Origin of the sequence: Gluconacetobacter tumulicola (genome assembly GCF_014174215.1) — a bacterium.
In the GTDB taxonomy this organism is placed as follows: domain Bacteria; phylum Pseudomonadota; class Alphaproteobacteria; order Acetobacterales; family Acetobacteraceae; genus Gluconacetobacter; species Gluconacetobacter tumulicola.
The window spans coordinates 36,265-58,035 of sequence record NZ_JABEQL010000010.1 but is presented as its reverse complement, the minus strand read 5'-3'; the positions used below and the strand labels follow the sequence as shown (position 1 = coordinate 58,035).

Below are 21,771 nucleotides of genomic sequence, written 5' to 3'. Positions count from 1 at the left end.
CCCGCCTGTCCGCCACGCCCCTGCGATCTGGCCCGCAAGCGTGCATCGTCGTCACTCCCGATCGTTCGGGGGCCTCGTTAGCACGCCATGCGAACGCGCCAATGAAATTCCCATTTAAAAACCGGCCTGGGCCGGCGGGGCCGCGACCGGCGTGGAAGGCGGGAATGCCACCCCGAACAGCGCGCCGGGCCGGGCATCGTGCCGGCGGGCGCTCGAAATGGTCAGTTGCGCGTTATGCAGGCGCAGGATGGCCGAAACCAGGCTGAGGCCCAGCCCGCTGCCCGGCACATGGCGGCTCTTGTCCGAACGGTAGAACCGGTTCATCACCGCCTGCCGCTCCTCGGGCATGATGCCGATGCCGGTATCGGCGACCTCCAGCCGCACCCCGCCCTGGCCGTCCGGATAGGTCGCCAGCGTGACGTCGCCGCCGGGATCGGTGAATTTCAACGCATTATCGATCAGGTTCGCCAGCACCTCGATCAGCAGGTCCCGGTCGCCATGCACCGGCACGGGCCCCGATGCCGCGCGGAATGCCAGCCTGATCTGCCGCGTTTCGGCGATCGGCTCGTACAGATCGACGATATCGGTCGCGATCTCGTTGAGGTCCACGACCGAGAATCCGACCCGCCGACGGGCATTCTCGATCTCGCCGATCCGCAGCAGGGCGGTGATGATGGAAAAACACTGGTCCAGATCGTCGATCGAGCGCGCGATGACGGTGCGCAGGTCATCGGCTGACAGCATGCCCGCCTGCGCGCGGTCCAGACGGGCGCGTACGCGGGCCAGGGGCGTGCGCAGGTCATGGGCGATGTCGTTGCCGACATCGCGGATCTCGCCCATCAGATGCTCCAGCCGGTCCAGCATGCGGTTTACGCTGCCGGCCAGGCGCTGCATCTCGTCCCGCTGGCGCCCGGCAGGCAGACGCTCATGCAGGTCGCCATCCATGATCCGGTCGATCGCCTCATGCATCCGGCCCACGCGCCCCAGCGCGCGATGGCTCAGCACGATGCCGCACAGCAGCGCGAACAGCACCGTGGGCACGATCGAGACCAGCAGCGAATGGCGCATCATCAGCCGCCATTCCGCAATCATGTGCAGGCCGCGCCCCAGGACCAGCACCCGGTCGCCCTCAACCGGCACGGCCAGGATGCGTAGGACATAGGGCGCATCCTCGTTCGGCAGAACGGTCACTTCATGGACATGGCCATCGACCACCAGCCCTTCGGGCCAGGTATGCAGGTCGCCCGCGATATGGCGATGGGCGGTATCGAACAGCGCGGCCTGATTGATCACCACGCGCAGATCGTCGGTCGCGCGCTCGCTGATCTTGTGTTCCAGATCCTGCTTCTGCTCGCGCGCCAGCAGGGCAGCCTCGCGATGCAGCAGTTCGTCCGTGCGCCGGAACTCGAACGCCTTGGTCTGGCTGTATCCGACCGAGAATTGCAGCGCCGCCGTACCGATCATCGCCACGACCACCGCCAGCGTCAGCCGGAACGTCGCGGTGCGCAGCACCTCGCCCAGTTGCATGACCTATTCGGGCACGCGCAGCATGAATCCGGTGCCCCTGATGCTCTGGATCAGCGGCACCCCGGCCGGGTCGTCGATCTTGCGCCGCAGCTTGCCGATATGGACATCCACCAGGTTGGTCTGCGGGATGAAGCGGTAGTTCCACACATCTTCCAGCAGCATGGTGCGGGTCAGCACCTGGTTCGGCCGGCGCATCAGATACTCCAGCAGCCGGAATTCGCGCGGCAGCAGGTCGATCGGCTGTCCGTCCCGCGTCACCGTGCGCTCGATCAGGTCCATGCTCAGCGGCCCGACATGCAGCATGGTCTCGCGCGTATTGTTGGGGCGGCGCATCAGCGCCTCCAGCCGAGCGGTCAGTTCCTCCATCGCGAAGGGCTTGGTCAGGTAATCGTCGCCACCCGCCTTCAACCCGCTCACCCGGTCATCGACGGCCGACAGCGCCGACAGCACCAGCACCGGGCTCGGCACCTGGCGCCCGCGCAGGGTCTCGATCAGCGTCAGCCCGTCCATCTGCGGCAGCATCCGGTCCACGATCATCACGTCGAACGTCTCGGCCATGGCCGCCGCCAGCCCGTCCCGTCCCGTCTGGGCATGACGAACGGCAAAGCCCCGGCTTTCCAGTTCCTCGGCGACTTCCTGGGCGATCTTGCCGTCATCCTCCACCAGCAGCACCCGCGGCCGGCCCTCGCGGCCCGGTCCAGCCCCCCCGGAGTGGGAAAACGGTTCTGAGGTCGATGTCGCATTCATGGTCCGGTCAGGCATGATCTCCCCCCGCCTCAAGCACCATTAAATTCGGTTTCACCCCGCCCCGCCACTTCCTCGTCCAGCGGCGGGATGGCGGCCGCGTCGATCCCGTCCAGCCCGCGCAACTGCTTCGCCACCACCCGCGTCCGCCGCCGTGCCTCGTCGATCGACGACGACATGGCCGAGGCATTGCGCGCCAGTCGCTCCAGCACGCCATCCATCCGCAGCATTTCCTGCCGGGTGGCGCCCAGCAGGCGCGCGATGCCGTCCGTCCTCTCCTCCAGCGCCATGGTGACGTATCCCAGATGGATCGTCCGCAGCATGGCCGGCAGCAGGCCGGGACCCATGATCATCACCCGGCAGGTCCGCCCGATCTCGTCCATCAGTCCCGGAATCCGCGCGATCTCGGCATAGAGCCCGTCGGTCGGCAGATACAGGACCGCGAATTCCACCGTCACAGGCGGGACGATATATTTGGCGGCGATCTTGCGGGCTTCAATCTTCAGCGTCGTCTCCAGCGCGCGGCGGGCGGCGCGCTCGGCCTCGGCATCCACGCGGTCCACGGCATCCAGCAGGCGCTCATACGCCTCGGTGGGGAATTTGGAATCGATCGCCAGCAATGGCGGCGTGGTAGCCTTTACCGGCATGCGCACGGCAAATTCCACCACCTCGCCACTACCCTCGCGCAGGCGGCAATTGGCCTCGTAGGCACCGGGCGGCAGCACATCGTCCAGAATCGCGCGCAACTGCGCCTCGCCCCAGCCGCCACGCGTCTTGACGTTGGAGAACAGGCGCTTGAGGTCGCCGATCTGCGCCGTCATCGCCGAGACCTCGCCCATCGCCTTCTGCATGGCCGTAAACTGCTCCAGCACCCGCTGGAACGAGGTCTGCATCTGCCGCTCCACCGCCTCGTGCAGACGCTCGTCCACCGTGGCGCGAATGGCGTCGAGCTGCCGGGCCGAGGTCTCGGCCATCTCGCGCAGCGCCTCGCTCTGGCGCACCCGCGCCTCGGCCAAGTCCCGAGTCAGCGATTGCGCCATCGCCCCCAGCCGGTCCGCCGTCTCGGCACGAAACTGGTCCAGCCGGGTACGCTGGGCCTCGCCATCGGCCAGGCGCGCGGCGGAATCGCGCTCCATCATGACATAGACGCGCGCCAGCAGGTCACCCCCATCCGCTCCACGTCCGCGCCGCGCCAGCAGCACCAGCGCGGCCACGATCGCGATCACCACCAGGGCCACAAGCCCCCACCCCCCGGCCCCCAGACCGTCCATCGCTTCTCCTTCCACGGACCGCCTACTCGACCAGCCGGCGCATCACGCCGGGCAGGAAGAGCGAAAACGGATTGACCCGCAGCGCCGGCGAATCCAGCGCCCCGCTGACCACGAAGGTAGCCGCCAGCAGGCCACCCCCCTTCTCCGGGCTCATCAGCCGCCCCACGCCCGGCATGTGACCGGGGATGGTATTCACGGCAAAAGCCGGGACGATGGTCCCTTTCAGCTCCAGCTTCCCCCGGTCCAGATCGACCGGCCCCTCGACCGTCACCCCCAGCGAGGCATTGCTGGCCACCCCGTCATGGACCTCCAGCACCCCGTCGCGGAAGGTGAAGGGCAGGGAAACGCGCTGGATCGCGAACCCCGGCGTCGGCGCGGCCTGCATCCAGCCATAGAGCGAGGCATTATTTGCCAGGCGCACCGCCTGCGGCACCTCGCGCAACGTGATGGGATCGACAGTCAGCACACCCGTAAAGGGCGCACTGGGCTGGGCATCGTCGAACACGCCCCGCATCACGGTCCGCCCGCCCTCGAACTTGGTCGTCACGCCCAGCGTACGCAGCATCAGGCCCAGATCCTGGACACTGGCCCACAGGTGCCGCCCGTCCCGCTCCGGTGTCAGGGTCGCACTGGCCGGCGACGGCCCGGCCATGGAAAACCGCATCCGCGTCAGGCGGACGCCATTATCCTCCAGATGCGCATGCACACCGGTCAGTGCCGCGGCGCGGGCATAGAACAATGTACGGACATCGGCATCGATCAGCCAGCTCCGCCCAGGCGGCCCATGCACCCGGCCCGACGCGGCCTCTGGCATGTGATAGGCCCCTTTTTCCGCTTCCTTGGGAGACGCAGCCGCCTCCGGCGTGGGCGCCAGAAGCGGCGACAGGTCCAGCACCGAGGCATGGACCGCCACACGAAGCGGATCGGACGGTCGCGGCGAAACCCCCACTGTCGCATCCCCCCGCGACCGGCCGACGCGGAACCCGCGCATGATCAGGCTGCGTCCGCCATCCCGCCCCATGGTCGCACGGCCATCGATCAGCAAGTCGGGGCCGGTGGCATGAATGGCCTCGACCGAGACCAGACGCCCATCATCCAGCCCCAGCCGTGCCGAGGCCGCTGCCGCCTGCCCCCGCTGCTTGCTCCACACCGGAATGGTCAGCGCCGTATCCGTCAGGTCCAGCTTCAGGTCCACCTGACCGGTACTGTCGGGGAAGCGATCGTAATCGACATCCAGGTCCGCGCTGCCATGGAAACGCTGGCCGACATCGAAACCGGCGCGCACCGCGCTCTCGGGCGTAACATGGATGCGCACATGCGCGCTCTCGGTGGTGCGGACCTCCGGCGTGCCACGAAAATCCATGGCATAGGTCAGGGCCGACTGCATGCCGCCCAGCAGCGCCGTGCCCCGCATGGTCAACCCTTGCGTCGTGGCATCCAGCGTCACCCGCCCGTCATCCAGGGCGCGCCCCTGCACCACGTCGCCCAGATGCAGATGATCCAGGTCGGCATGGCCATTCAGCTGGATCTGATCCACCGAGACCTTGTCGTCCAGCGGCAGGCCCAGATGCAGGACGACCCGCGCATTGCCGCTGGGCTGGTCGAACGCGACCGGATGGCGCGACAGCAGATGCAGGCGGGGCTCGGCCAGCAGAGCCAGCACATCGCGCAGATTGCCGCGCAGGGTCGTCGTAATGTCGCCGGTCTGGTCCTTCCCCTGCAGGCCGGTGATGCGCATGTGCCCGTCGCCGACCGCAAGCCGCCCGGTGCCGGTGGCGCCGACATGGCGGCCGGCGCGCTCCATGGTCTGGACACCGTCGCTGAAGGCGATCGACAGCGCGTCCGGCCCCTCGAAGGTCAGGACGGCATTCACCCCCTGGATCGGCGGGATCGGACGCAGCCAGTGCAGGTCCAGGCCCGACCCGGTGACGCCGCCCGCCATCGACCGCATGGCAAGCGCCTTCCACCCCGAAGCGCTGCCCAGCCCGATGGCGACATGCAGGTTCTGCGCCGTGCCGCGCGTGATATTCCGCGTCACCCACGCCCGCGCGCCCTTCATCGCCCCCGCAGGCCAGTAGGAAGCCAGGGTCGCGAAATCGAGTGTGGGAATGGTCGCATCCACCGCGCCGTAGATCGGCCCGGGGCCATTCAGGCTGGCAACATCCAGCGCCGCATGCGCGGACAGCGTGACCGTATCGCCGGGCATGCTCGCCGGACGGTCGGAGGGCAGTATGCTGGCCGCCAGCGTCTCCAGCCGGATCTTCGCCCCACCCGGAATAGCGCCGCCGCCGGCATCGGGCGTGAAACGGGCCGTGAAATCCGCCTGCGCGCCGGCCACGCGAACCAGGCCCCGCGCGCCCGTCACGATCCGCCCGGCACCCGCCCGCACGCGCAGGGCGGCCGCGACCGGGCGGGCCATCAGGCCATCCCGATCCGCCGCCAGACGAACCGTTGCATCCAGCCCGACGGGCAGGTCGGCATGGGCCAGGCCCGGCGCCAGCGGGGCCAGCGCGCTCGGCGTCACCGGCGTGGCGGCGAGATGCCAGACCAGTCCCGCCGCACCATCGGCCTGGCCATCGGCGCGCAGCGTCGCGCGCAGCCCCGGCCCCGCCAGCGTCACCCCGGCATGGCCGACCAGGCCGAACAGGGCGGCATGACGCACGGCACGCAGCTCGGCATTCACCCCGTCGGCGCGCCATGTCTGGCCGGTCGGCACATCGCGCAGCGTGACCGCGACATCCTCCAGAGCCAGCCTTTCCATCATCCGGGGATCAAGCGGCAGACCAGCCGTGCCGCCTCCATCCTGCGCCACGCCGGTATCGAGACCGATCGCTCCATCCGCGTCCCGACGCAGCGTCACCCGCGCGTCCGACACCGCCAGCTCGGGCGCGACAAGCTGGCCATGCAACAGCGGCCCGCTGGCCAGCACCAGCCGCAGCGCGCCGACGCTCTCCGCCACGCTTCCATCGGGCCGGCGCAGGCGCAGATCATCGGCCGCAACGTCCAGCGGCGCGGCCACGCCGCGATGCAGCCAGTCCCAGCCAACGCGCATCCGCCCCAGTTCCAGATGGACCGCCTTCTGTCCCCGCGCGCCGGGCGGCAGCACGCGCGCCAGCGCCAGCCGCGCCAGCGGCGTGACATCGACGGGCCGCCAGGAGAGCCACCCCGCCAGCCCCACAACCAGCAGAACCGGCACGGCCACGCAGGCCGCTGCCAGCACCCGGACGATGCGCCACCCCCTGCGTGGCGCCGAAGATCGGGGGCCTTGACCGGGGGTCATCGCGCCGTCCAGGGTGCGCCGCGGCCCCGGCGCGACATGGCGCGGGATATGGCCCCTTCTCTTTTCTGCCTCCCGGACCAGGACGCCCCATGCCCGGACATCGCACCGCCCGCGCCACGCAGGCGCCGCCCGCCGGTGGCCCAACCGCCTGGACCGACCGCGCCTGGCCCGCCCCCGCCGATCCGCGCGGCGCCGCCCTGCTGCGCGAGGACCTGGACGAGCTGTGGCAGGACCACGCGCTGGACCCGGCATTGCTGAAGGCCGAGGGCGTGGCGGCCATGTTGGCGGCGATCGGCGGCAACAGCCCCTATCTGGCCGGCCTGGCCCGGCGCGACGTCATTCCCTTCGCCCACCTGCTGGCCGAAGGGCCGGACGCGGGCATGGCCACCGCCCTGGACAGCATGGCGGCGTTGACCCCGCGCGACGACCGCGCCACGATCGCGGCAACCCTGCGCGCGGCCAAGCGGCAGGCCGCGCTGGCCATCGCGCTGGCCGATATCGGCGGTCTGTGGACGCTGGAACAGGTCACCCTCGCGCTCAGCCGCCTGGCCGAGGGCGCGCTGGATGCCGCGGTCAGACATCTGCTGCGGACGGCACATGATACGGGGCAACTCGTTCTGCCAGACCCGGGCCACCCGACCCGGGGCAGCGGATTCGTCGTGCTGGCAATGGGGAAACTGGGTGCGCGGGAACTGAACTACTCCTCGGATATCGACCTGATCGTGCTGTACGATCCGGACTGCCATCCGGGCCACGAGGATTTGCGCCGGATCTTCATCCGCATGACTAGCGATCTTGTCAGCCTGATGGAAGCGCGCGATGCCGATGGCTACGTCTTCCGCACCGACCTGCGCCTGCGCCCCGACCCGTCGGCCACCCCGCCCGCAATCTCGTTTCCCACCGGCATCGCCTATTACGAAAGCATGGGCCAGACCTGGGAACGCGCGGCCATGACCAAGGCGCGCCCGGTGGCGGGCGACATCAGCGCCGGCCGCCGCTTCCTGCGCGCGATCCACCCGTTCGTCTGGCGCCGCCACCTCGATTTCGCGGTGATCGACGACCTGCACGATATGAAGGCGCGCATCGACCGCCACCGCAATGCCGGCCATACCGGCCTGTCGCGCCTGGGCGACCGCACGGTCCACGATCCGCGACTGGCCCGCGACTGGCTGCTGGGCCACGACCTGAAACTGGGCCAGGGCGGCATCCGCGAGGTCGAATTCGTCGCCCAGGCGCTGCAACTGGTCTGGGGCGGGCGGCAGCCCGAACTGCGCGATCCCACCACGCTGGGCGCGCTGCGCCGACTGGTGCGCGCCGGCATCCTGCCCCGCTTGCAGGGCGAAAGCCTGGCCCGCACCTATCGCATGCTGCGCCGCGCGGAACATCGGCTGCAGATGCAGGCCGACCACCAGACCCACCGCCTGCCGACAACGCGCGAAGCCTTCAACATCTACGCGATCTTCATGCAGGAGGAAAACGGCCGCGCCCTGGCGGCCATGATGCTGCCGATCATGCAGGACTCCCGCCGGATCTTCGAGCGCCAGTTCGCCGAACCCGAGGGCACGGACGCCTCGATCGACCCCGAGGCCGAGGACATGGAGGAGCATCTGCGCCTCGCCGGCTTCCCGGTAGCCGAGATCCCCGATGCGCTGGCCCTGCTGGGCCGCTGGAGCGGCAACCGCCTGCGCGCCCTGCGCTCGGACCGCGCGCGCAGCCTGCTGCGCCGCCTGATGCCGGTGATCCTGTCCTGCTTCGGCCAGCGCCGCGAGCCGCTGACCTGCCTGCGCCGGTTCGACGCCATGCTCGCCCGCCAATGGGCGGGGGTGCAGTTCCTGACACTGTTGGAGCGCAATCCGGCGCTGATCGGACGCATCGCCACCATCCTCGACGGCTCGCCCTTCCTGGCCGACCATCTGGCCGAAACCCCGGCGGCGCTGGAAGGACTGCTGGGCGGCATCGGCGACGACGAGGCCGATACGCGCACCGCCGACCTCACGCCCGCCCAGCTCGTGCGCCAGCATGTGGCGGGTGCCACCTCGACCGAGCAGCTCCTGCCGGTCCTGCGCACGCTGGTGCGCGGCGAGGAATTCCGCCTGTCCACCGCCCGGCTGGAAGGTCGGCTGGACGTGGACAGCGCCAGCCGCGCCCGCACCGACATGGCCGATGCGGTGATCCGCGGCCTGCTGCGCACCGTCACCGCCGAACATCGCGAACGCTACGGGCGCATCCAAGGCGGGGCGATCGCGGTGGTGGCACTGGGCAAGGCCGGATCGCGCGAGATGATGCCGGGTTCGGACCTCGACCTGATGCTGATCTACGACCACCCGCCCGGGGTGACCGACAGCGTGGTCTCGCCGCGCGCCGCCGCCGAGGGGGGCGGGCTGCCGCCACGCCCGCTGCCGGTCGGGCAGTATTTCGTCCGGCTGGCCCATGCCTTCATCGCCGCCCTCACCGCACCGGGCCCGGAAGGGCCGCTCTACGAGGTCGACATGCGCCTGCGCCCCTCCGGCTCCAAGGGCCCTGTCGCGCTGTCGCTGGACTCGTTCCGCCGTTATCACGCCGAAAGCGCCTGGACGTGGGAGCGCATGGCCCTGACCCGCGCACGGGTCGTCGCCGGCGCGCCGCCGTTGGTCCGCGCCATGCGCGCGGCGATCGCCACCGCGCTGGATGGCAACCCCTCCCCCGCCGCCCGCCAGACGATTCTGGACGATGCACGCGCGATGCGCGCCCGCATCGCGCGCGACCTGCCGGCCGAGGGCCCGTGGGATATCAGGCGCCGTCCGGGCGGCCTGATGGATGTGGAATTCATCGCCCAGGCGCTGCAACTCGTCGCAGGCACCGCCGAGGCGCGCGCGCCCTCGACGCGCGAAGCCCTGCGCCTGCTGGCGCGGCATGGCGAGTTGGACCTGGCGGCGGAGCGCGTGCTGCTGCGCGCGGACCGGACATGGCGGTCGGTGCAGAGCATGCTGCGCATCCTCTTCGGCGCCCGCCCGCCGACCGACCCCGCCACCATGCCTGCCGCCACCAGCGACATCCTGCTGCGCGAGATCGGTGTTGGGTCGATGGACGACGCCCTGTCCCTGATGGACGACCTCGCGGACTCGGTGCGCGCCCTGTTCATCCGCCTGATCGGCCCGGTCGAGGACACGACGGAACGCTTGCGGGCACCGGCAAACCCATCGAAATAGAAAGCCCGCCCACCGCACCCCGCCCCGACCGGGGCCGAACGGAGACCCATCATGGCCGAAACCCCGATCTTTCCCGCCGTCGGCGCCCCGGTGCCGGATTTCGACATGCCGGCCAGCAAGGGGCGGCATGTCAGCCTGGCGGCGATGCGGGGCAAGCCGTTCATCCTGTATTTCTACCCCAAGGCCAGCACGCCGGGCTGCACCACCGAGGCCTGCGGTTTCCAGGAGGCCCTGGCCGCGCTGGGCGGCACGGGCATTCCCATCATCGGCGTCTCGCGCGATTCGATGAAGGCCATCGACACTTTCGCCACCAGGCAGAATCTCGATTTTCCGCTGGCCTCGGACGCCACCGGCGCGGTCACCGAAGCCTATGGCGTCTGGGTCGAGAAGACGCTGTACGGCCGCAAATATATGGGCATCGAACGCGCCACCTTCCTGATCGACGCCGACGGCCGGGTCGCCCATGTGTGGCGCAACGTCAAGGTGCCCGGCCATGTCGCCGAGGTGATGCGGGCCGCCTCACAGATCTGACGGCCCGCGTCCCACGCGATCAATAAGCCGGATAGGCATAGGCATAAGGCTGCACATAGACCACCGGGGGCGGAGGCGGCGGCGGAGGGGGCGGCGGCGCATAGGCATAGGCATCGGCCGCGATTGCCGTTCCGGCCGCGCCAATCAGCGCCCCGCCGATCAGCCCGCCGACAAAGGCACCGCCCACACCGGAGCCACGGCCATAATAGCCCCGCCCGCCCCAACCCGGGCCACGCCAACCGGGGCCACGCCAGCCACCACCGTGCCAGCCGCCGTCATGCCAGCCACCGCCATGCCAGCCCGGGCCGGGACCGCCCCACCCATGTCCGTGCCATTCCGCATGGGCCGCCGGAGCAGCAGCGGCAAGACCCGCCGCCATCACCGGAACCACCAGCAGAAGTCGCGCCATTTTACGCATGGCCGTACCCTTTCTTTCCAGGCGGGAGCAAACCGCCCCGCGTAAAAAGAAACACACCACCCACTCATGGCGATTTACGGGCAGGTTTCGCCCCATTTCCGTCACGAACCCCGCCAATGAGCGGATTTCTAGGGATGGGCGGCCTGGATAGGCTTCAGCCCGGCTGGCACGACGAACACCGAATCCGGCTGGATAGCGCGGGTCACCTGTTCCGCACGCACCACGATCCGGTCGCCCTGCATGACCTGGAGCATGACGCCGTCATCGCTGTAGCAGACATCGCTCACCCGGCCGTCCGTGTCATGGGTATGCCAGACGGTGCAGCTTTCGCCGGCCACCAGCATCGTCTCGCCGCGCGCCCAGTCCCCCGATGCCCGCTGCCCGGGTTCCGACAGGGCCGGGCCGGGGGCGGGGATGATTGTGCGGGCACCGTGGGCCTGGTCGATCACCGTCAGGCTGCCCGCCCGATAATCGGTGATCATGTAGGTGGCCGACCCGTCGGGATCGACACGCTGGCGGCGTGTGCCGGCCGACCAGCGCATGCGTTGGTGCTGCACCGGAATCGACGGATCGGGCGATGCCAGTGCGTAGCTGATGTCGACATCCTGCTGCGGCGTGACGAAGGGCGCGTCCCCGGCCGCCCGCGCCGCCGGACCAACCGGCAGCGCCAGGGCAAGGACCAGACCCGCCAGCGCCAGGCGGCGCGATTCGCCGCTCATTGGCCGGACTGCGCCGCTCCACCGGTCACCGGCTGGCCGCCACCCACCGCATGCGACGGGGCGACGCGATGGCGCGTGACCATCTGATAGCCCTCGGGCGGCTGGAACGTGCTGGTCGGAATGGGGCCATAGGTGACGCGCGTCGCCTCCAGCCGGCCCTTCATGCCGTCGCCATCCACCCCGTCCTCGCGCAGGATCACGCCGTCATCGGTCACGCAGGCGGTCGCCGTCCCGCGCCCCGACACCACGCCCCATTCGGTGCAGGACACGCCCGCGACCTGCGCCGTGCCCCTGCGGGTAAACTGCATCGACAGATCCAGCAGGAACGGGTTGCGAATCCCGTTATGCGCCTCGAACTGCGTGTAGACCTTCTGCTTGTTCAGCACGATCGTCACCTGCCGCGTGGTGCGGTTCAGAATCGTCGAGCCCATGGCCTCGGGGCTGTCGATGCGCATCATCCCGCCATTCGCGGTGAACCAGGCCTCGATCGTCTTGGGGGCCGGGGCGCCATCGGGCTGCACGGCATATTGCACCTGCACGTCGCGCGCGGGTGCCAGCGGCGGATGGTCGGCATCGGCCTGCGCCCGCGCCGGCTGAACTGCAATGGCCGTCATCAGGCTCACCGCCAGCGCGCCAGCCACGCCCGCGCGCGCCCCTGTCGGATGGATCATGATCCCGAATTCCTCTTCCCGCTTCTTCCAATAATGCCCGACGACCCTAACCGCTTCCGTCGCCAGACGAAATTGCGCCCGCGCCGCTTCCGCCCCGCATGGCGATAATTTCATGACGGATCGCCTCGCGCTCCACGGGCGAGGACTCGTCCGGCCAGCGGGCCGGCAGAAGCAGCGCGGCCGCCAACTGCTTCTTGTAGCGCCATGCGGGAATTTCGATCCCGCCGAACCGCGCCAGATGCTCGGTGCCGAACTGCGTATCGAGCAGCGTGAAGCCGCCACGCCGCAGCCGCGCGACCAGCGAGACCAGCGCCGCCTTCGACGAATCGCGGGCGCGGCTGAACATGCTCTCGCCAAAGAACGCCCCGCCGATCGCCACCCCGTAGAGCCCGCCCACCAGTTCCCCGTCGCACCAGCTTTCCACGCTGTGGGCATGGCCCAGCGCATGCAGGTCGCAGAACAGGCGGACGATCCGTTCGTTGATCCATGTCTCTTCCCGCCCCGGTGCGGGGGCGGCACAGGCACGGATCGTCGCCTCGAAATCACGGTCCGACACGATCTCGAACCGGTCGGACAGCACGGTGCGCAGCAGGCGGCGAGGGGCGTGAAACCCGTCCAGCGGCAGGATTCCCCGCAATTCCGGATCGTACCATTCCAGGTGTTGCGACCGTGCATCGGGCGCCATGGGAAACAGGCCGATCGAATAGGCCTGGATCATGATCTCGGGGGTGATGTCCATCCCGTTGCCCATCGCGCTCTCTTTCTCGTCATGCCGGGCGTCTGGACACAAACCGGCAATAGGTCGAACCTGTTACGGAAGCCGGATGCGCGGCATCCATGGAAAAGAGGTCGATCCCATGTCCCGGACACGCCCCCGCCTGATCGTTTCCCAGCACCTGCTGGCCGCCGCCAACGCCCGCATCGCCCGGGATTATGACACGCTGCCCGCCCCGGACCACAAGCTGACGGAAGACGAACTGGTTGCCCAAGCCCGGGAATTTCGCCCCGATGCCGTGGTGGTGACCAGCAGCACGCCGGTCTCCGCCGCCACCATCGCCGCCCTGCCCGACAGCGTGCGCGTCATCGCCACCATCAGCGTCGGCACCGATCATCTGGACATTCCGGCGATCCTCGGGCGCGGCATCGCCCTGACCAACACGCCCGACGTACTGACCGACTGCAACGCCGACCTGGCGATGATGCTGATCCTGGCGGCATCGCGCCGAGCGAAGGAATATCTCTCACTGGTCGATTCGGGCTGGGGCCGGACGCTGGGCCTGGACGAAATGCTGGGCACGCGCGTCACCGGCAAGGCGCTGGGCATCATCGGCATGGGGCGCATCGGCCGCGCCGTGGCCCGGCGGGCACGCGGATTCGAGATGAAGATCCTCTATTCCAACCGCAGCCGCCTGGCGCCGGAACTGGAAGAAGGCGCCACCTATTTCGCCGATCCGCGCGACATGCTGCCCCAGTGCGACGTACTGAGCCTGCACATGCCGGGCAGCAAGGACGGCAAGCCGGTCATGACCGCCGAATTGTTCGGCCTGCTGCCGCGCGGCGCCATCTTCGTCAACGCCGCACGCGGCAGCCTGGTGGATGAGGGCGCGCTGATCGCAGCCCTGAAGGATGGCCAGCTCGCGGGCGCGGGGCTTGATGTCTGCCGCAACGAGCCGAACCCCGACCCGCGCCTGCTTTCCCTGCCGAACCTGTTCCTGACGCCGCATGTGGGCAGTGCCACGGTGGAAACCCGCACCGACATGTGCATGCTGGCGCTGGACAACGTCGATGCCGTCCTTGCCGGCCGCCCGGCCCTGACCCCGGTTGCGGGATAACGACCATGCAGGCCAGCCAGACCTTCTTCCTCTGCTGCCTGGCAGGCTGCGCCACGGCAGTCGCCCTGCTGCTGCTGATGCCGCATTACGCCGGCATGGCCCGCACGCTGATCGGCTTCTATCTCCTCGCCGCAATGGCCGCGGCCACACGGATGGCCATCAAAGCCTGACCGGAAATACGCGCCGGCGGCGGTGGCCGTCGCCACACGGATAATCATCGCTCCCGGGAAGCCTGGCCGGAAACGCACGTCGGGATCGCCGCCAGCGCGTATTTCCTGCCAGGCCGGCCTTCAGTTCGCCGGTAGGGCCAGGGCTTCGGCCGTGGCGGGACCATGGGCGAACAGCACCGCCTCGCGCACCTGGGTCGGGGATGGCCGGATGCCGGTATAGAGCACGAACTGCTCGATAGCCTGCAGCACGATCACCTCGGCACCGGAAATGACGATCTTTCCGCGCGCGCGCGCCGCCCGCAGAAAGGGCGTCTCCGGCGGCAGGGCCACCACGTCGAAGGCGATGGTGCAGGTATCGATCAGCGATTCGGGAAAGGCCAGCGCCGCGCTGTCCGGCCCTTCCATACCCAGCGGCGTCACATTGATCAGCAGCGACGCCCCCTGCTCCGGCAGGTCGGGGCGCCACTGATAGCCATATTCCTCGGCCAGGCGCCGGCCCGCCTCTTCATTGCGGGCCACGATCGTCCCGTCCTCGAAGCCGCTGTCGCGCAGGGCCGCCACCACCGCCCGGGCCATGCCCCCGCTGCCGCGCAGCAGGAAGGGCGTCGCCGGGTCGATCCCCCGCTGGGCCAGCAAGGTCTGCGCCGCGATGTAATCCGTATTGTGCCCGACCAGCACGCCATCGTCATTGACGATGGTATTGACGCTCTCGATCGCCCGGGCCGACGGTTCCAGCCGGTCGATCAGCGGAATGACGGCTTCCTTGAACGGCATGGAAATCGCGCAGCCCCGAATGCCGAGCGCGCGCACCCCGCCGATCGCCGCCGGCAGGTCGGTGGTGCTGAAGGATTTGTAGATATAATCGAGCTCCAGCAGCTCATAGAGACGGTTATGCAGCCGCGACCCGGCATTGCCGGGCCTGCCGGACAGCGACATGCACAATTTCGTGTCACGACCAATCGGCGGTTTCATGTCCGTATTCTCCTTTCGTTTTTCTTCGTTTTTCCGGGCGGCGATCAGGCCTCGGCGCCCCGCCCCCCCGATCCCCGGGCGATGAAACGCCCCGCCAGCACGACGCGGCGCGTGACGCAATCGGCATGATCCAGCCGGTCCATCAGCATCGTCACGGCCGCGCGCCCGATTTCTTCCACCGGCTGCTCGATCACGCTCAGCCCGCCGCCGACGAATTCCATCCAGGGTTCGTTGTCGAAACTCGTCAGGGCCAGATCCCGGGGGATCTCAAGCTCCAGCGCGTCGGCGACCCGCAGCACGCTTTGCAGCATGACGCTGTTGCTGACGACCAGCGCACTCGGCCGCCGCGACGCATCCTCCAGCAATGCCGTGATCACCCGCTGGGCCTGCTCGCGTTCATGCGGCACCGGGACGACCTGCCCGGGAATGCCGCATTCCTCCATCGCACGCCCATATCCATCACAGCGCTCGCGCCCGGTCACGGTATCGGTGCCGAACAGGCCGGCAATGCGGCGGTGCCCCAGCCGGTGCAGATGCACGACCAGCTTCGCCGCCATGGCCGCATTGTCGATGACGACGCTGTCGCACGAGGCATTCGGCGCCGCACGGTCGATCAGGACAATCGGAAAATCGCTCTCCACATGCGCGATCCTGTCCGCCCCTTCGCGCGTCGGCGCCAGGATGACGCCGGTGACCCGTTCCTCCTGCATCAGTTGCAGGTACATCGCCTCTTTTGCCGCATCCTCGTCGGTATTGCAGAAGATGACGCGCAGCCCCCGGTCATAGGCGATGGCCTCGACCGTGCGGGACACGGCGGTAAAGAACGGGTTACGGATATCGGCGACGATCAGGCCGATGGTATTGGTATGCCGCGAGCGCAGGCGCCGGGCCGCCAGATTGGGGCGGTAGCCCGTCTCGTGCACCGCCGCCATCACCCGATCGCGCATGTCGGGATCGACCGGACGTCCGGCCAGAACACGCGATACCGTGGCAGGCGAGACCGCCGCCACCCGCGCGACATCCTTGATTCCGACATTCATCGGGAAAACGTTCTCCCTCCACGCGCTGCAGGAAACGGTATCCAGGGGAAGTGATTATGCCATGGCACCGTTCGAATATCCTGTCTATTGACAAAAACCACAGAGAACGTTTTCCCTACTAGGAAAATAAGAACGGAGAGGCTTGTCGAATGCCCCCCACCACCGTTATCGGCCCGGCGGTCGAAACCCTGATCCGGATTGATGCCCGCGCAGCGAACAAGGACGATGCCATCCGCCAGGCGGGGCAATTGCTGGTCGCGGCCGGCTGCGTGATCCCCGGCTACGAAGAAAGCATGATCCGGCGCGAGCAGGTGGCCAACACCTATCTCGGCTCGGGCGTCGCCATTCCGCACGGCACCGGCGATGACAAGGGGCTGGTGCGCCAGGACGGCATCGTGATCCTGCAATTCATCGATGGAATCGAATGGAATCCCGGTCAGGTCGCCCATCTGGTCGTCGGAATCGCTGCCGGATCGGACAGCCATATCGCGATCCTGCGGCGCCTGACACGCCTGATCCAGAACGAGGCCCGCCTGCAGGAACTGGTTGCCACGCGCGACCCGGATGTCATTTCCGCCGCCCTGCGGGACGAGCCCCCGCCCCCCGCCTCCTCGGGCGCCGCCGAGGATTATCCCGAGCGGATCGAATGGATTGTCGATTACCCGACGGGCCTGCACGCGCGCCCCGCTTCCACATGGTCCGAAACCGCGAAGAGCGCCGGCACCCCGCTGCGCGTGCGGCATGGCGCGGAAGCCGCCGATCCGCGCAGCCTGGTCGCCCTGCTGCAGCTGGGCCTGAAAGCCGGTGACACGATTGTGATCTCGGCCGGTGGCGCCAATGCCCGTGCGGCACTGGAACGGTTTCACAATGTCGTCACACGCCTGACGCCGCAGGAAAAGGCCGATGCCGCCCGCGCTGCCGAGAAAGCCGCCGCGGCGGCAAAAGCCGGCCCGCTGAAGGGCTGGACGCCCGTCAGCACGCCGCGCCTCATGCCCGGTGTCGCCGCCAGTCCCGGCCTGGCCATCGGCAAGATCCATATCCTCGCCGCCGCCGAAACCGAAGTCCCGGACGAACCGGTGGATCTGGTGACCGGCGGCGCGCTGCTCAATGGCGCCCTGGTGCGCACGCGCGCGCAGATGGAAGGACTGATCGACGATACGACCCGCCGTCTGGGTGCTGGGGATGCGGCAATCTTCATCGCGCAGGCCGGTCTGCTGGACGACACCGACCTGATCACGCTGACCTGCCAGATCATGGTCGAAGGCCATGGCGTCGCCTGGTCGTGGCACGAGGCCGTCGAGCAGATGGCGGCCAGGCTCTCGTCGCTCGGCAACCCGGTCCTGGCCGCGCGCGCGGCGGACCTGCGCGATATCGGGCGCCGCGTCCTGGCGCAGATCGACCCCGATCTGGGCACCGGCACGCTGGACGACCTGCCGGAAGAACCGTGCATCCTGGTCGCCTCGGACCTGTCGCCCTCCGATACCGCGACCCTGGACATCAGCCGCGTCGCCGGCATCGCTACCGCGCTGGGCGGCCCGACATCGCACAGCGCGATCCTGGCGCGCACACTGGGCCTGCCTTCGGTCGTCGCGGGCGGCCCCGGGCTGCTGGCCCTGGCACCCGGCAGCATGGCGATCGTCGATGGCGATACGGGGCGCATCTGGCTGGACCCGACGGAGGCCGACCTGGACTCGGCACGGGCCTGGCTCGCCGACCGCGCGCGCCTGCGCGCGGCGGAAGAAGAAAAGCGCGCCAACCCCGCCGAGACGACGGACGGTCATCGCGTCGCCATCGGCGCCAACGTCAACCGCCCCGACCAGGTAGCGTTCTGCCTGTCGCAGGGGGCCGAGGGCGTCGGCCTGATGCGGACCGAGTTCCTGTTCCTCGAACGCGGCGAAACCCCCAGCGAGGACGAGCAATACGCCGTCTATCGCGACATGATCGAGGCCCTGGGCGACCGCCCGCTGATCGTGCGCACGCTCGATATCGGCGGTGACAAGCAGGTCCCGCACCTGGACCTGCCCCATGAGGAAAACCCGTTCCTGGGCGTGCGCGGCGCACGGCTGCTGCTGCGCCGGCCCGACCTGCTCGACCCGCAGCTGCGCGCGCTCTATCGGGCGGCGAAGGCGGGCGGGGAACTGCTGATCATGTTCCCGATGATCACCTCGGTCCCCGAACTGGTGACGCTGCGGCAGCGCTGCGAGGCCATCCGTGCCGAGCTTGACGCACCGACGGTCCCGATCGGCATCATGATCGAGGTCCCGGCGGCGGCGGTCCAGGCCCATATCCTGGCGGAACATGCCGATTTTTTCTCGGTCGGTACCAACGACCTCACGCAATACACGCTGGCCATCGACCGGCAGAATCCGGAACTGGCCAGCGAGGCCGACAGCCTGCACCCCGCCGTGCTGCGCCTGATCGCACAGACGGTAGAGGGCGCGCAGCGCCATGGGCGCTGGGTCGGCGTCTGCGGCGGGCTGGCGGGCGATCCGTTCGGGGCCGCCCTGCTCACCGGGCTCGGTGTCGATGAACTGTCGATGACCCCGCGCGACATTCCCGCCGTCAAGGCGCGGATTCGCAACACCAGCCTGGCGGATCTGCACGCCCTCGCCGCGCGCGCGCTCGAGGTCGGCACACCGGATGCGGTCCGCGCACTGGACCGCGCGCCCGATGGAAAGGACGCGTGATGCGTATTGCAACCGTCACCTTCAACCCCGCGATCGACCAGACCATCACGGTCGATCACCTGGTGCCCGGCGAAGTCCATCGCGCCCGTGCCGTGCGGCAGAATGCGGGCGGCAAGGGCGTGAACGTCGCCAGCTGCCTGGCTGACTGGGGCATCGAAGTCACCGCATTCGGGCTGCTGGGCCGCGAGAATGCCGCGCTGTTCGAGGCCCTGTGCGCGCAAAAGAAGATCACGGACCGCTTCCTGCGCATCCCGGGCGCCACCCGCGTCAACATGAAGATCGTCGATGATCGCGACACCACCGACATCAACATGGACGGCGCCCCCGTCGATGCGGCCACCGCCGAACGGCAGGTCGGGATGGTGGAGGCATTTGCCGGCGATGGCAGCCTGATCGTGCTGTCGGGCAGCCTGCCGCCGGGATGCCCGCCCGACCTCTATGCCGGCCTGGTCGCCCGGCTGCGCGGCAAGGGCGCGCGCGTGCTGCTGGACACCAGCGGCACGCCGCTGACGCTGGCGCTCCAGGGCGACACGCTCCCCAACATCATCAAGCCGAACCTGCGGGAACTCGCGGACTGGGCGGGCGAACCCGTCGAGACGACGGATGATGCCCTGCGCATCGGAGCGCGGCTGATCGCCCGGGGCGTCGAACTGGTCGTGGTGTCGATGGGCGCGGACGGCGCGCTGTTCCTCCAGGATTCGGGCGCGATCACCGCACGGTTGCGGGCCCATACGGTCACCAGCACGGTCGGCGCCGGCGATGCCATGGTCGCGGGCCTGGTCGCCGCCCTGTCGGAAGAAGCGGCGCTGGAAGATATCGCGTGCCTGTCCACCGCCTTCGCGGTCGGCAAGCTCGGCCTGGCCGGACCGAATCTTCCAGGCCGCGACGCGGTCCTGGCCCTGATGAAGAACGTGACGATCGCGCCAGCCGGACATATCGAAGCCGGCAGCGCGGGAGAAACAGCATGAAGCGCATACTGGCCGTCATCCAGGCCGGCGAGGAGAGCGTCACGGGCGTTCTCGCCGGCGAGGCACTGCGCCGCGCGGCGCGCGAAACGGGCCGCCCGCTGGACGTCGAAATCCGCACCGCGCAGGGGACCCTCAACCCCCTGCCCGCCGACGCCCCGGGCGAGGACGAGGTGCTGCTGCTGGTTGGCACCAGCGGACAGCCCGACGAGGCCCTGGCCGCACGGGCCAGCCGCCATCTGACGCTCGAATCCGTCCTGGCCGATCCGGGCCGCGCGATCGCGGACCTGGACCACCCGACCGACGCCGTGCGCCCGGGTGCCGCGCCGCAGGCTGCGCGCCCACCGCGCATCGTCGCCGTCACATCCTGCCCGACTGGCATCGCCCATACCTTCATGGCGGCCGAGGGCCTGCAGGAAGCCGCGCGCCAGCTCGGCTACCCTTTCCGCGTCGAAACGCAAGGCTCAGTCGGCGCGGGCAATCCGCTGACCGAGCAGGAAATCGCCGACGCCGACGTGGTGGTGATCGCGGCCGACCGGGAGGTCGATCGCGGCCGCTTCGGCGGCAAGCGCGTCTATGCCACCGGCGCCAAGCCGGCCATTACCGGCGGCGCCGCCGTGATCGCGAAGGCACTGGCCGAGGCGACCGTGCAGCCCGCGGCCGGCTCGGCATCCGCCGGCGGGTCGCAATCGTCCGGCAAGGGCGAACGCGCCGGTCCCTACAAGCATCTGATGACGGGCGTGTCCTTCATGCTGCCCTTCGTCGTGTCCGGCGGCCTGCTGATCGCGCTCGCCTTCGCGCTGGGCGGCATCCATGCCAACGATGCCTCGTCGGGCGGAACCCTGGCCCACACCCTGTTCACCATCGGCGCCAAGGCCGGCTTCGCGCTGATGGTCCCGGCACTGGCGGGCTATATCGCCTTCTCGATCGCCGACCGTCCGGGCCTGGCGCCGGGCATGATCGGCGGCATCCTCGCCGCGAACCTCAATGCCGGCTTTCTCGGCGGCATCGCGGCAGGCTTCGTCGCAGGCTATGCGGTGGACGCACTCAATCGCCTGATCCAACTGCCCAAGACCCTGCAAGGGCTGAAGCCGATCCTGATCCTGCCGTTGCTGGGCACGCTGATCACCGGCCTGCTGACGGTCTACGCGATCGGCCAGCCCGTCGCCGCCCTGATGGCCTTCCTCACGGACTGGCTGCGCGGCATGCAGGGGTCCAGCGCGATATTGCTGGGGCTGATCCTGGGGGCGATGTCCGCCTTCGACATGGGCGGCCCGGTGAACAAGGCGGGCTATGCCTTCTCGGTCGGGCTGATCGCCAGCGCGGTCTATACGCCGATGGCCGCCACGATGGTCGCCGGCATGGTGCCGCCCCTGGCGGCGGCGCTGGCAACACGCCTGTTCCATGCGCGCTTCACGGCCGAGGAGCGCGAGGCCGGCGCGACGGCAGCGGTGCTGGGGCTGGCCTTCATCACCGAGGGCGCCATTCCCTTCGCCGCCCGCGATCCCCTGCGGGTCATTCCCGCCATGATGGCGGGTTCGGCAACGGCGGGCGCGATCTCCATGGTGGCGGGCGTGGAACTGAAAGTGCCGCATGGCGGCATCTTCGTCCTGCCCATTCCGGGCGCCGTCACCCATCTGGCCGCCTATGTGGTGGCGCTGCTCGCGGGCACAGTCGTCAGCGCCGTATTGATCGGCCTGCTGATGCGCGCGCCTGTACGAGCCGAAAAGATGGCCTGAAGGGCGCCGGGCGCGCC

At 69.2% G+C, this 21,771-nt stretch carries 17 protein-coding genes; 7 read left to right on the top strand and 10 right to left on the bottom strand.

Annotation, left to right across the window (positions count from 1 at the left end):
* Positions 1 to 114: 114 nt before the first annotated feature.
* Genes HLH29_RS09225 through HLH29_RS09210 form a run of 4 tightly spaced genes read right to left on the bottom strand, consistent with a single transcriptional unit; the run spans position 115 to position 6,822 of the window.
* Complete coding sequence (locus HLH29_RS09225) at positions 115 to 1,527, bottom strand: sensor histidine kinase (protein WP_182966034.1); 1,413 nt, start codon at positions 1,525 to 1,527, stop codon at positions 115 to 117.
* A gap of 3 nt (positions 1,528 to 1,530) precedes the next feature.
* On the bottom strand, positions 1,531 to 2,274 hold the full coding sequence (locus tag HLH29_RS09220; protein ID WP_182966158.1) for a response regulator transcription factor: 744 nt from the start codon (positions 2,272 to 2,274) through the stop codon (positions 1,531 to 1,533).
* A gap of 29 nt (positions 2,275 to 2,303) precedes the next feature.
* Complete coding sequence (locus HLH29_RS09215; RefSeq protein WP_182966032.1) at positions 2,304 to 3,542, bottom strand: DNA recombination protein RmuC; 1,239 nt, start codon at positions 3,540 to 3,542, stop codon at positions 2,304 to 2,306.
* 22 nt (positions 3,543 to 3,564) lie between these two features.
* A complete protein-coding gene (locus HLH29_RS09210) occupies positions 3,565 to 6,822 on the bottom strand; it encodes an AsmA-like C-terminal region-containing protein (protein ID WP_182966031.1) in 3,258 nt (1,085 codons plus the stop codon).
* Positions 6,823 to 6,911: 89 nt separating this feature from the next.
* Here HLH29_RS09210 and HLH29_RS09205 point away from each other — a divergent pair, with 89 nt between their 5' ends.
* On the top strand, positions 6,912 to 10,010 hold the full coding sequence (locus HLH29_RS09205; protein ID WP_182966029.1) for a bifunctional [glutamine synthetase] adenylyltransferase/[glutamine synthetase]-adenylyl-L-tyrosine phosphorylase: 3,099 nt from the start codon (positions 6,912 to 6,914) through the stop codon (positions 10,008 to 10,010).
* A 51-nt stretch (positions 10,011 to 10,061) separates the two neighbouring features.
* Positions 10,062 to 10,541, top strand: a complete 480-nt coding sequence (gene bcp / locus HLH29_RS09200; RefSeq protein ID WP_182966027.1) for a thioredoxin-dependent thiol peroxidase — start codon at positions 10,062 to 10,064, stop codon at positions 10,539 to 10,541.
* Positions 10,542 to 10,560: 19 nt separating this feature from the next.
* Here bcp and HLH29_RS09195 read toward each other — a convergent pair whose 3' ends face one another.
* The 4 genes from HLH29_RS09195 to aat all read right to left on the bottom strand — a co-directional run bounded on the left by HLH29_RS09195 (position 10,561) and on the right by aat (position 13,100).
* Positions 10,561 to 10,950: a hypothetical protein gene (locus HLH29_RS09195; RefSeq protein ID WP_246374050.1), complete on the bottom strand. Its 390-nt coding sequence runs from the start codon at positions 10,948 to 10,950 to the stop codon at positions 10,561 to 10,563.
* A 137-nt stretch (positions 10,951 to 11,087) separates the two neighbouring features.
* Positions 11,088 to 11,678, bottom strand: a complete 591-nt coding sequence (locus tag HLH29_RS09190; protein WP_182966023.1) for a hypothetical protein — start codon at positions 11,676 to 11,678, stop codon at positions 11,088 to 11,090.
* Positions 11,675 to 12,349: a DUF4412 domain-containing protein gene (locus HLH29_RS09185; protein ID WP_182966021.1), complete on the bottom strand. Its 675-nt coding sequence runs from the start codon at positions 12,347 to 12,349 to the stop codon at positions 11,675 to 11,677. Before HLH29_RS09185 ends, HLH29_RS09190 begins: the two co-directional genes overlap by 4 nt.
* Before the next feature lie 46 nt (positions 12,350 to 12,395).
* Complete coding sequence (aat, locus tag HLH29_RS09180; protein WP_182966019.1) at positions 12,396 to 13,100, bottom strand: leucyl/phenylalanyl-tRNA--protein transferase; 705 nt, start codon at positions 13,098 to 13,100, stop codon at positions 12,396 to 12,398.
* 106 nt (positions 13,101 to 13,206) lie between these two features.
* On the opposite strand from aat, the gene HLH29_RS09175 reads away from it, so the two are divergent.
* Together HLH29_RS09175 and HLH29_RS09170 are read left to right on the top strand one after the other, a co-directional pair.
* On the top strand, positions 13,207 to 14,181 hold the full coding sequence (locus HLH29_RS09175) for a 2-hydroxyacid dehydrogenase (protein WP_182966017.1): 975 nt from the start codon (positions 13,207 to 13,209) through the stop codon (positions 14,179 to 14,181).
* Positions 14,182 to 14,186: 5 nt separating this feature from the next.
* Complete coding sequence (locus tag HLH29_RS09170) at positions 14,187 to 14,351, top strand: hypothetical protein (RefSeq protein WP_182966015.1); 165 nt, start codon at positions 14,187 to 14,189, stop codon at positions 14,349 to 14,351.
* Positions 14,352 to 14,471: 120 nt separating this feature from the next.
* On the opposite strand, the gene HLH29_RS09165 is transcribed toward HLH29_RS09170, so the two are convergent.
* Positions 14,472 to 15,323, bottom strand: a complete 852-nt coding sequence (locus HLH29_RS09165) for a shikimate 5-dehydrogenase (protein WP_182966013.1) — start codon at positions 15,321 to 15,323, stop codon at positions 14,472 to 14,474.
* A gap of 44 nt (positions 15,324 to 15,367) precedes the next feature.
* The gene (locus HLH29_RS09160) at positions 15,368 to 16,363 is read right to left on the bottom strand and encodes a LacI family DNA-binding transcriptional regulator (RefSeq protein ID WP_182966011.1); all 996 of its coding nucleotides are present in this window, start codon (positions 16,361 to 16,363) and stop codon (positions 15,368 to 15,370) included.
* Between the two features lie 149 nt (positions 16,364 to 16,512).
* Between HLH29_RS09160 and ptsP the strand changes: the two genes are divergently transcribed.
* From ptsP to HLH29_RS09145, 3 genes are read left to right on the top strand one after another with little or no spacing between them, the layout of a single operon-like run.
* Positions 16,513 to 19,050, top strand: coding sequence for a phosphoenolpyruvate--protein phosphotransferase (ptsP, locus tag HLH29_RS09155; RefSeq protein WP_182966009.1), 2,538 nt, complete (start codon positions 16,513 to 16,515; stop codon positions 19,048 to 19,050).
* A complete protein-coding gene (gene pfkB / locus HLH29_RS09150; RefSeq protein ID WP_182966156.1) occupies positions 19,050 to 20,018 on the top strand; it encodes a 1-phosphofructokinase in 969 nt (322 codons plus the stop codon). Before ptsP ends, pfkB begins: the two co-directional genes overlap by 1 nt.
* On the top strand, positions 20,015 to 21,754 hold the full coding sequence (locus tag HLH29_RS09145) for a PTS fructose transporter subunit IIC (RefSeq protein WP_182966007.1): 1,740 nt from the start codon (positions 20,015 to 20,017) through the stop codon (positions 21,752 to 21,754). The genes pfkB and HLH29_RS09145 overlap by 4 nt, the downstream gene beginning before the upstream one ends.
* Positions 21,755 to 21,771 lie beyond the last annotated feature (17 nt).

What these genes read in the sequence shown, in the direction of transcription:
- HLH29_RS09225 (WP_182966034.1), bottom strand. Translation starts at nt 1,527, where the DNA reads ATGCAACTGGGCGAGGTGCTGCGCACCGCGACGTTCCGGCTGACGCTG.
- HLH29_RS09220 (WP_182966158.1), bottom strand. Translation starts at nt 2,274, where the DNA reads ATGAATGCGACATCGACCTCAGAACCGTTTTCCCACTCCGGGGGGGCT.
- HLH29_RS09215 (WP_182966032.1), bottom strand. Translation starts at nt 3,542, where the DNA reads ATGGACGGTCTGGGGGCCGGGGGGTGGGGGCTTGTGGCCCTGGTGGTG.
- HLH29_RS09210 (WP_182966031.1), bottom strand. Translation starts at nt 6,822, where the DNA reads ATGACCCCCGGTCAAGGCCCCCGATCTTCGGCGCCACGCAGGGGGTGG.
- HLH29_RS09205 (WP_182966029.1), top strand. Translation starts at nt 6,912, where the DNA reads ATGCCCGGACATCGCACCGCCCGCGCCACGCAGGCGCCGCCCGCCGGT.
- bcp (WP_182966027.1), top strand. Translation starts at nt 10,062, where the DNA reads ATGGCCGAAACCCCGATCTTTCCCGCCGTCGGCGCCCCGGTGCCGGAT.
- HLH29_RS09195 (WP_246374050.1), bottom strand. Translation starts at nt 10,950, where the DNA reads ATGGCGCGACTTCTGCTGGTGGTTCCGGTGATGGCGGCGGGTCTTGCC.
- HLH29_RS09190 (WP_182966023.1), bottom strand. Translation starts at nt 11,678, where the DNA reads ATGAGCGGCGAATCGCGCCGCCTGGCGCTGGCGGGTCTGGTCCTTGCC.
- HLH29_RS09185 (WP_182966021.1), bottom strand. Translation starts at nt 12,349, where the DNA reads ATGATCCATCCGACAGGGGCGCGCGCGGGCGTGGCTGGCGCGCTGGCG.
- aat (WP_182966019.1), bottom strand. Translation starts at nt 13,100, where the DNA reads ATGGGCAACGGGATGGACATCACCCCCGAGATCATGATCCAGGCCTAT.
- HLH29_RS09175 (WP_182966017.1), top strand. Translation starts at nt 13,207, where the DNA reads ATGTCCCGGACACGCCCCCGCCTGATCGTTTCCCAGCACCTGCTGGCC.
- HLH29_RS09170 (WP_182966015.1), top strand. Translation starts at nt 14,187, where the DNA reads ATGCAGGCCAGCCAGACCTTCTTCCTCTGCTGCCTGGCAGGCTGCGCC.
- HLH29_RS09165 (WP_182966013.1), bottom strand. Translation starts at nt 15,323, where the DNA reads ATGAAACCGCCGATTGGTCGTGACACGAAATTGTGCATGTCGCTGTCC.
- HLH29_RS09160 (WP_182966011.1), bottom strand. Translation starts at nt 16,363, where the DNA reads ATGAATGTCGGAATCAAGGATGTCGCGCGGGTGGCGGCGGTCTCGCCT.
- ptsP (WP_182966009.1), top strand. Translation starts at nt 16,513, where the DNA reads ATGCCCCCCACCACCGTTATCGGCCCGGCGGTCGAAACCCTGATCCGG.
- pfkB (WP_182966156.1), top strand. Translation starts at nt 19,050, where the DNA reads ATGCGTATTGCAACCGTCACCTTCAACCCCGCGATCGACCAGACCATC.
- HLH29_RS09145 (WP_182966007.1), top strand. Translation starts at nt 20,015, where the DNA reads ATGAAGCGCATACTGGCCGTCATCCAGGCCGGCGAGGAGAGCGTCACG.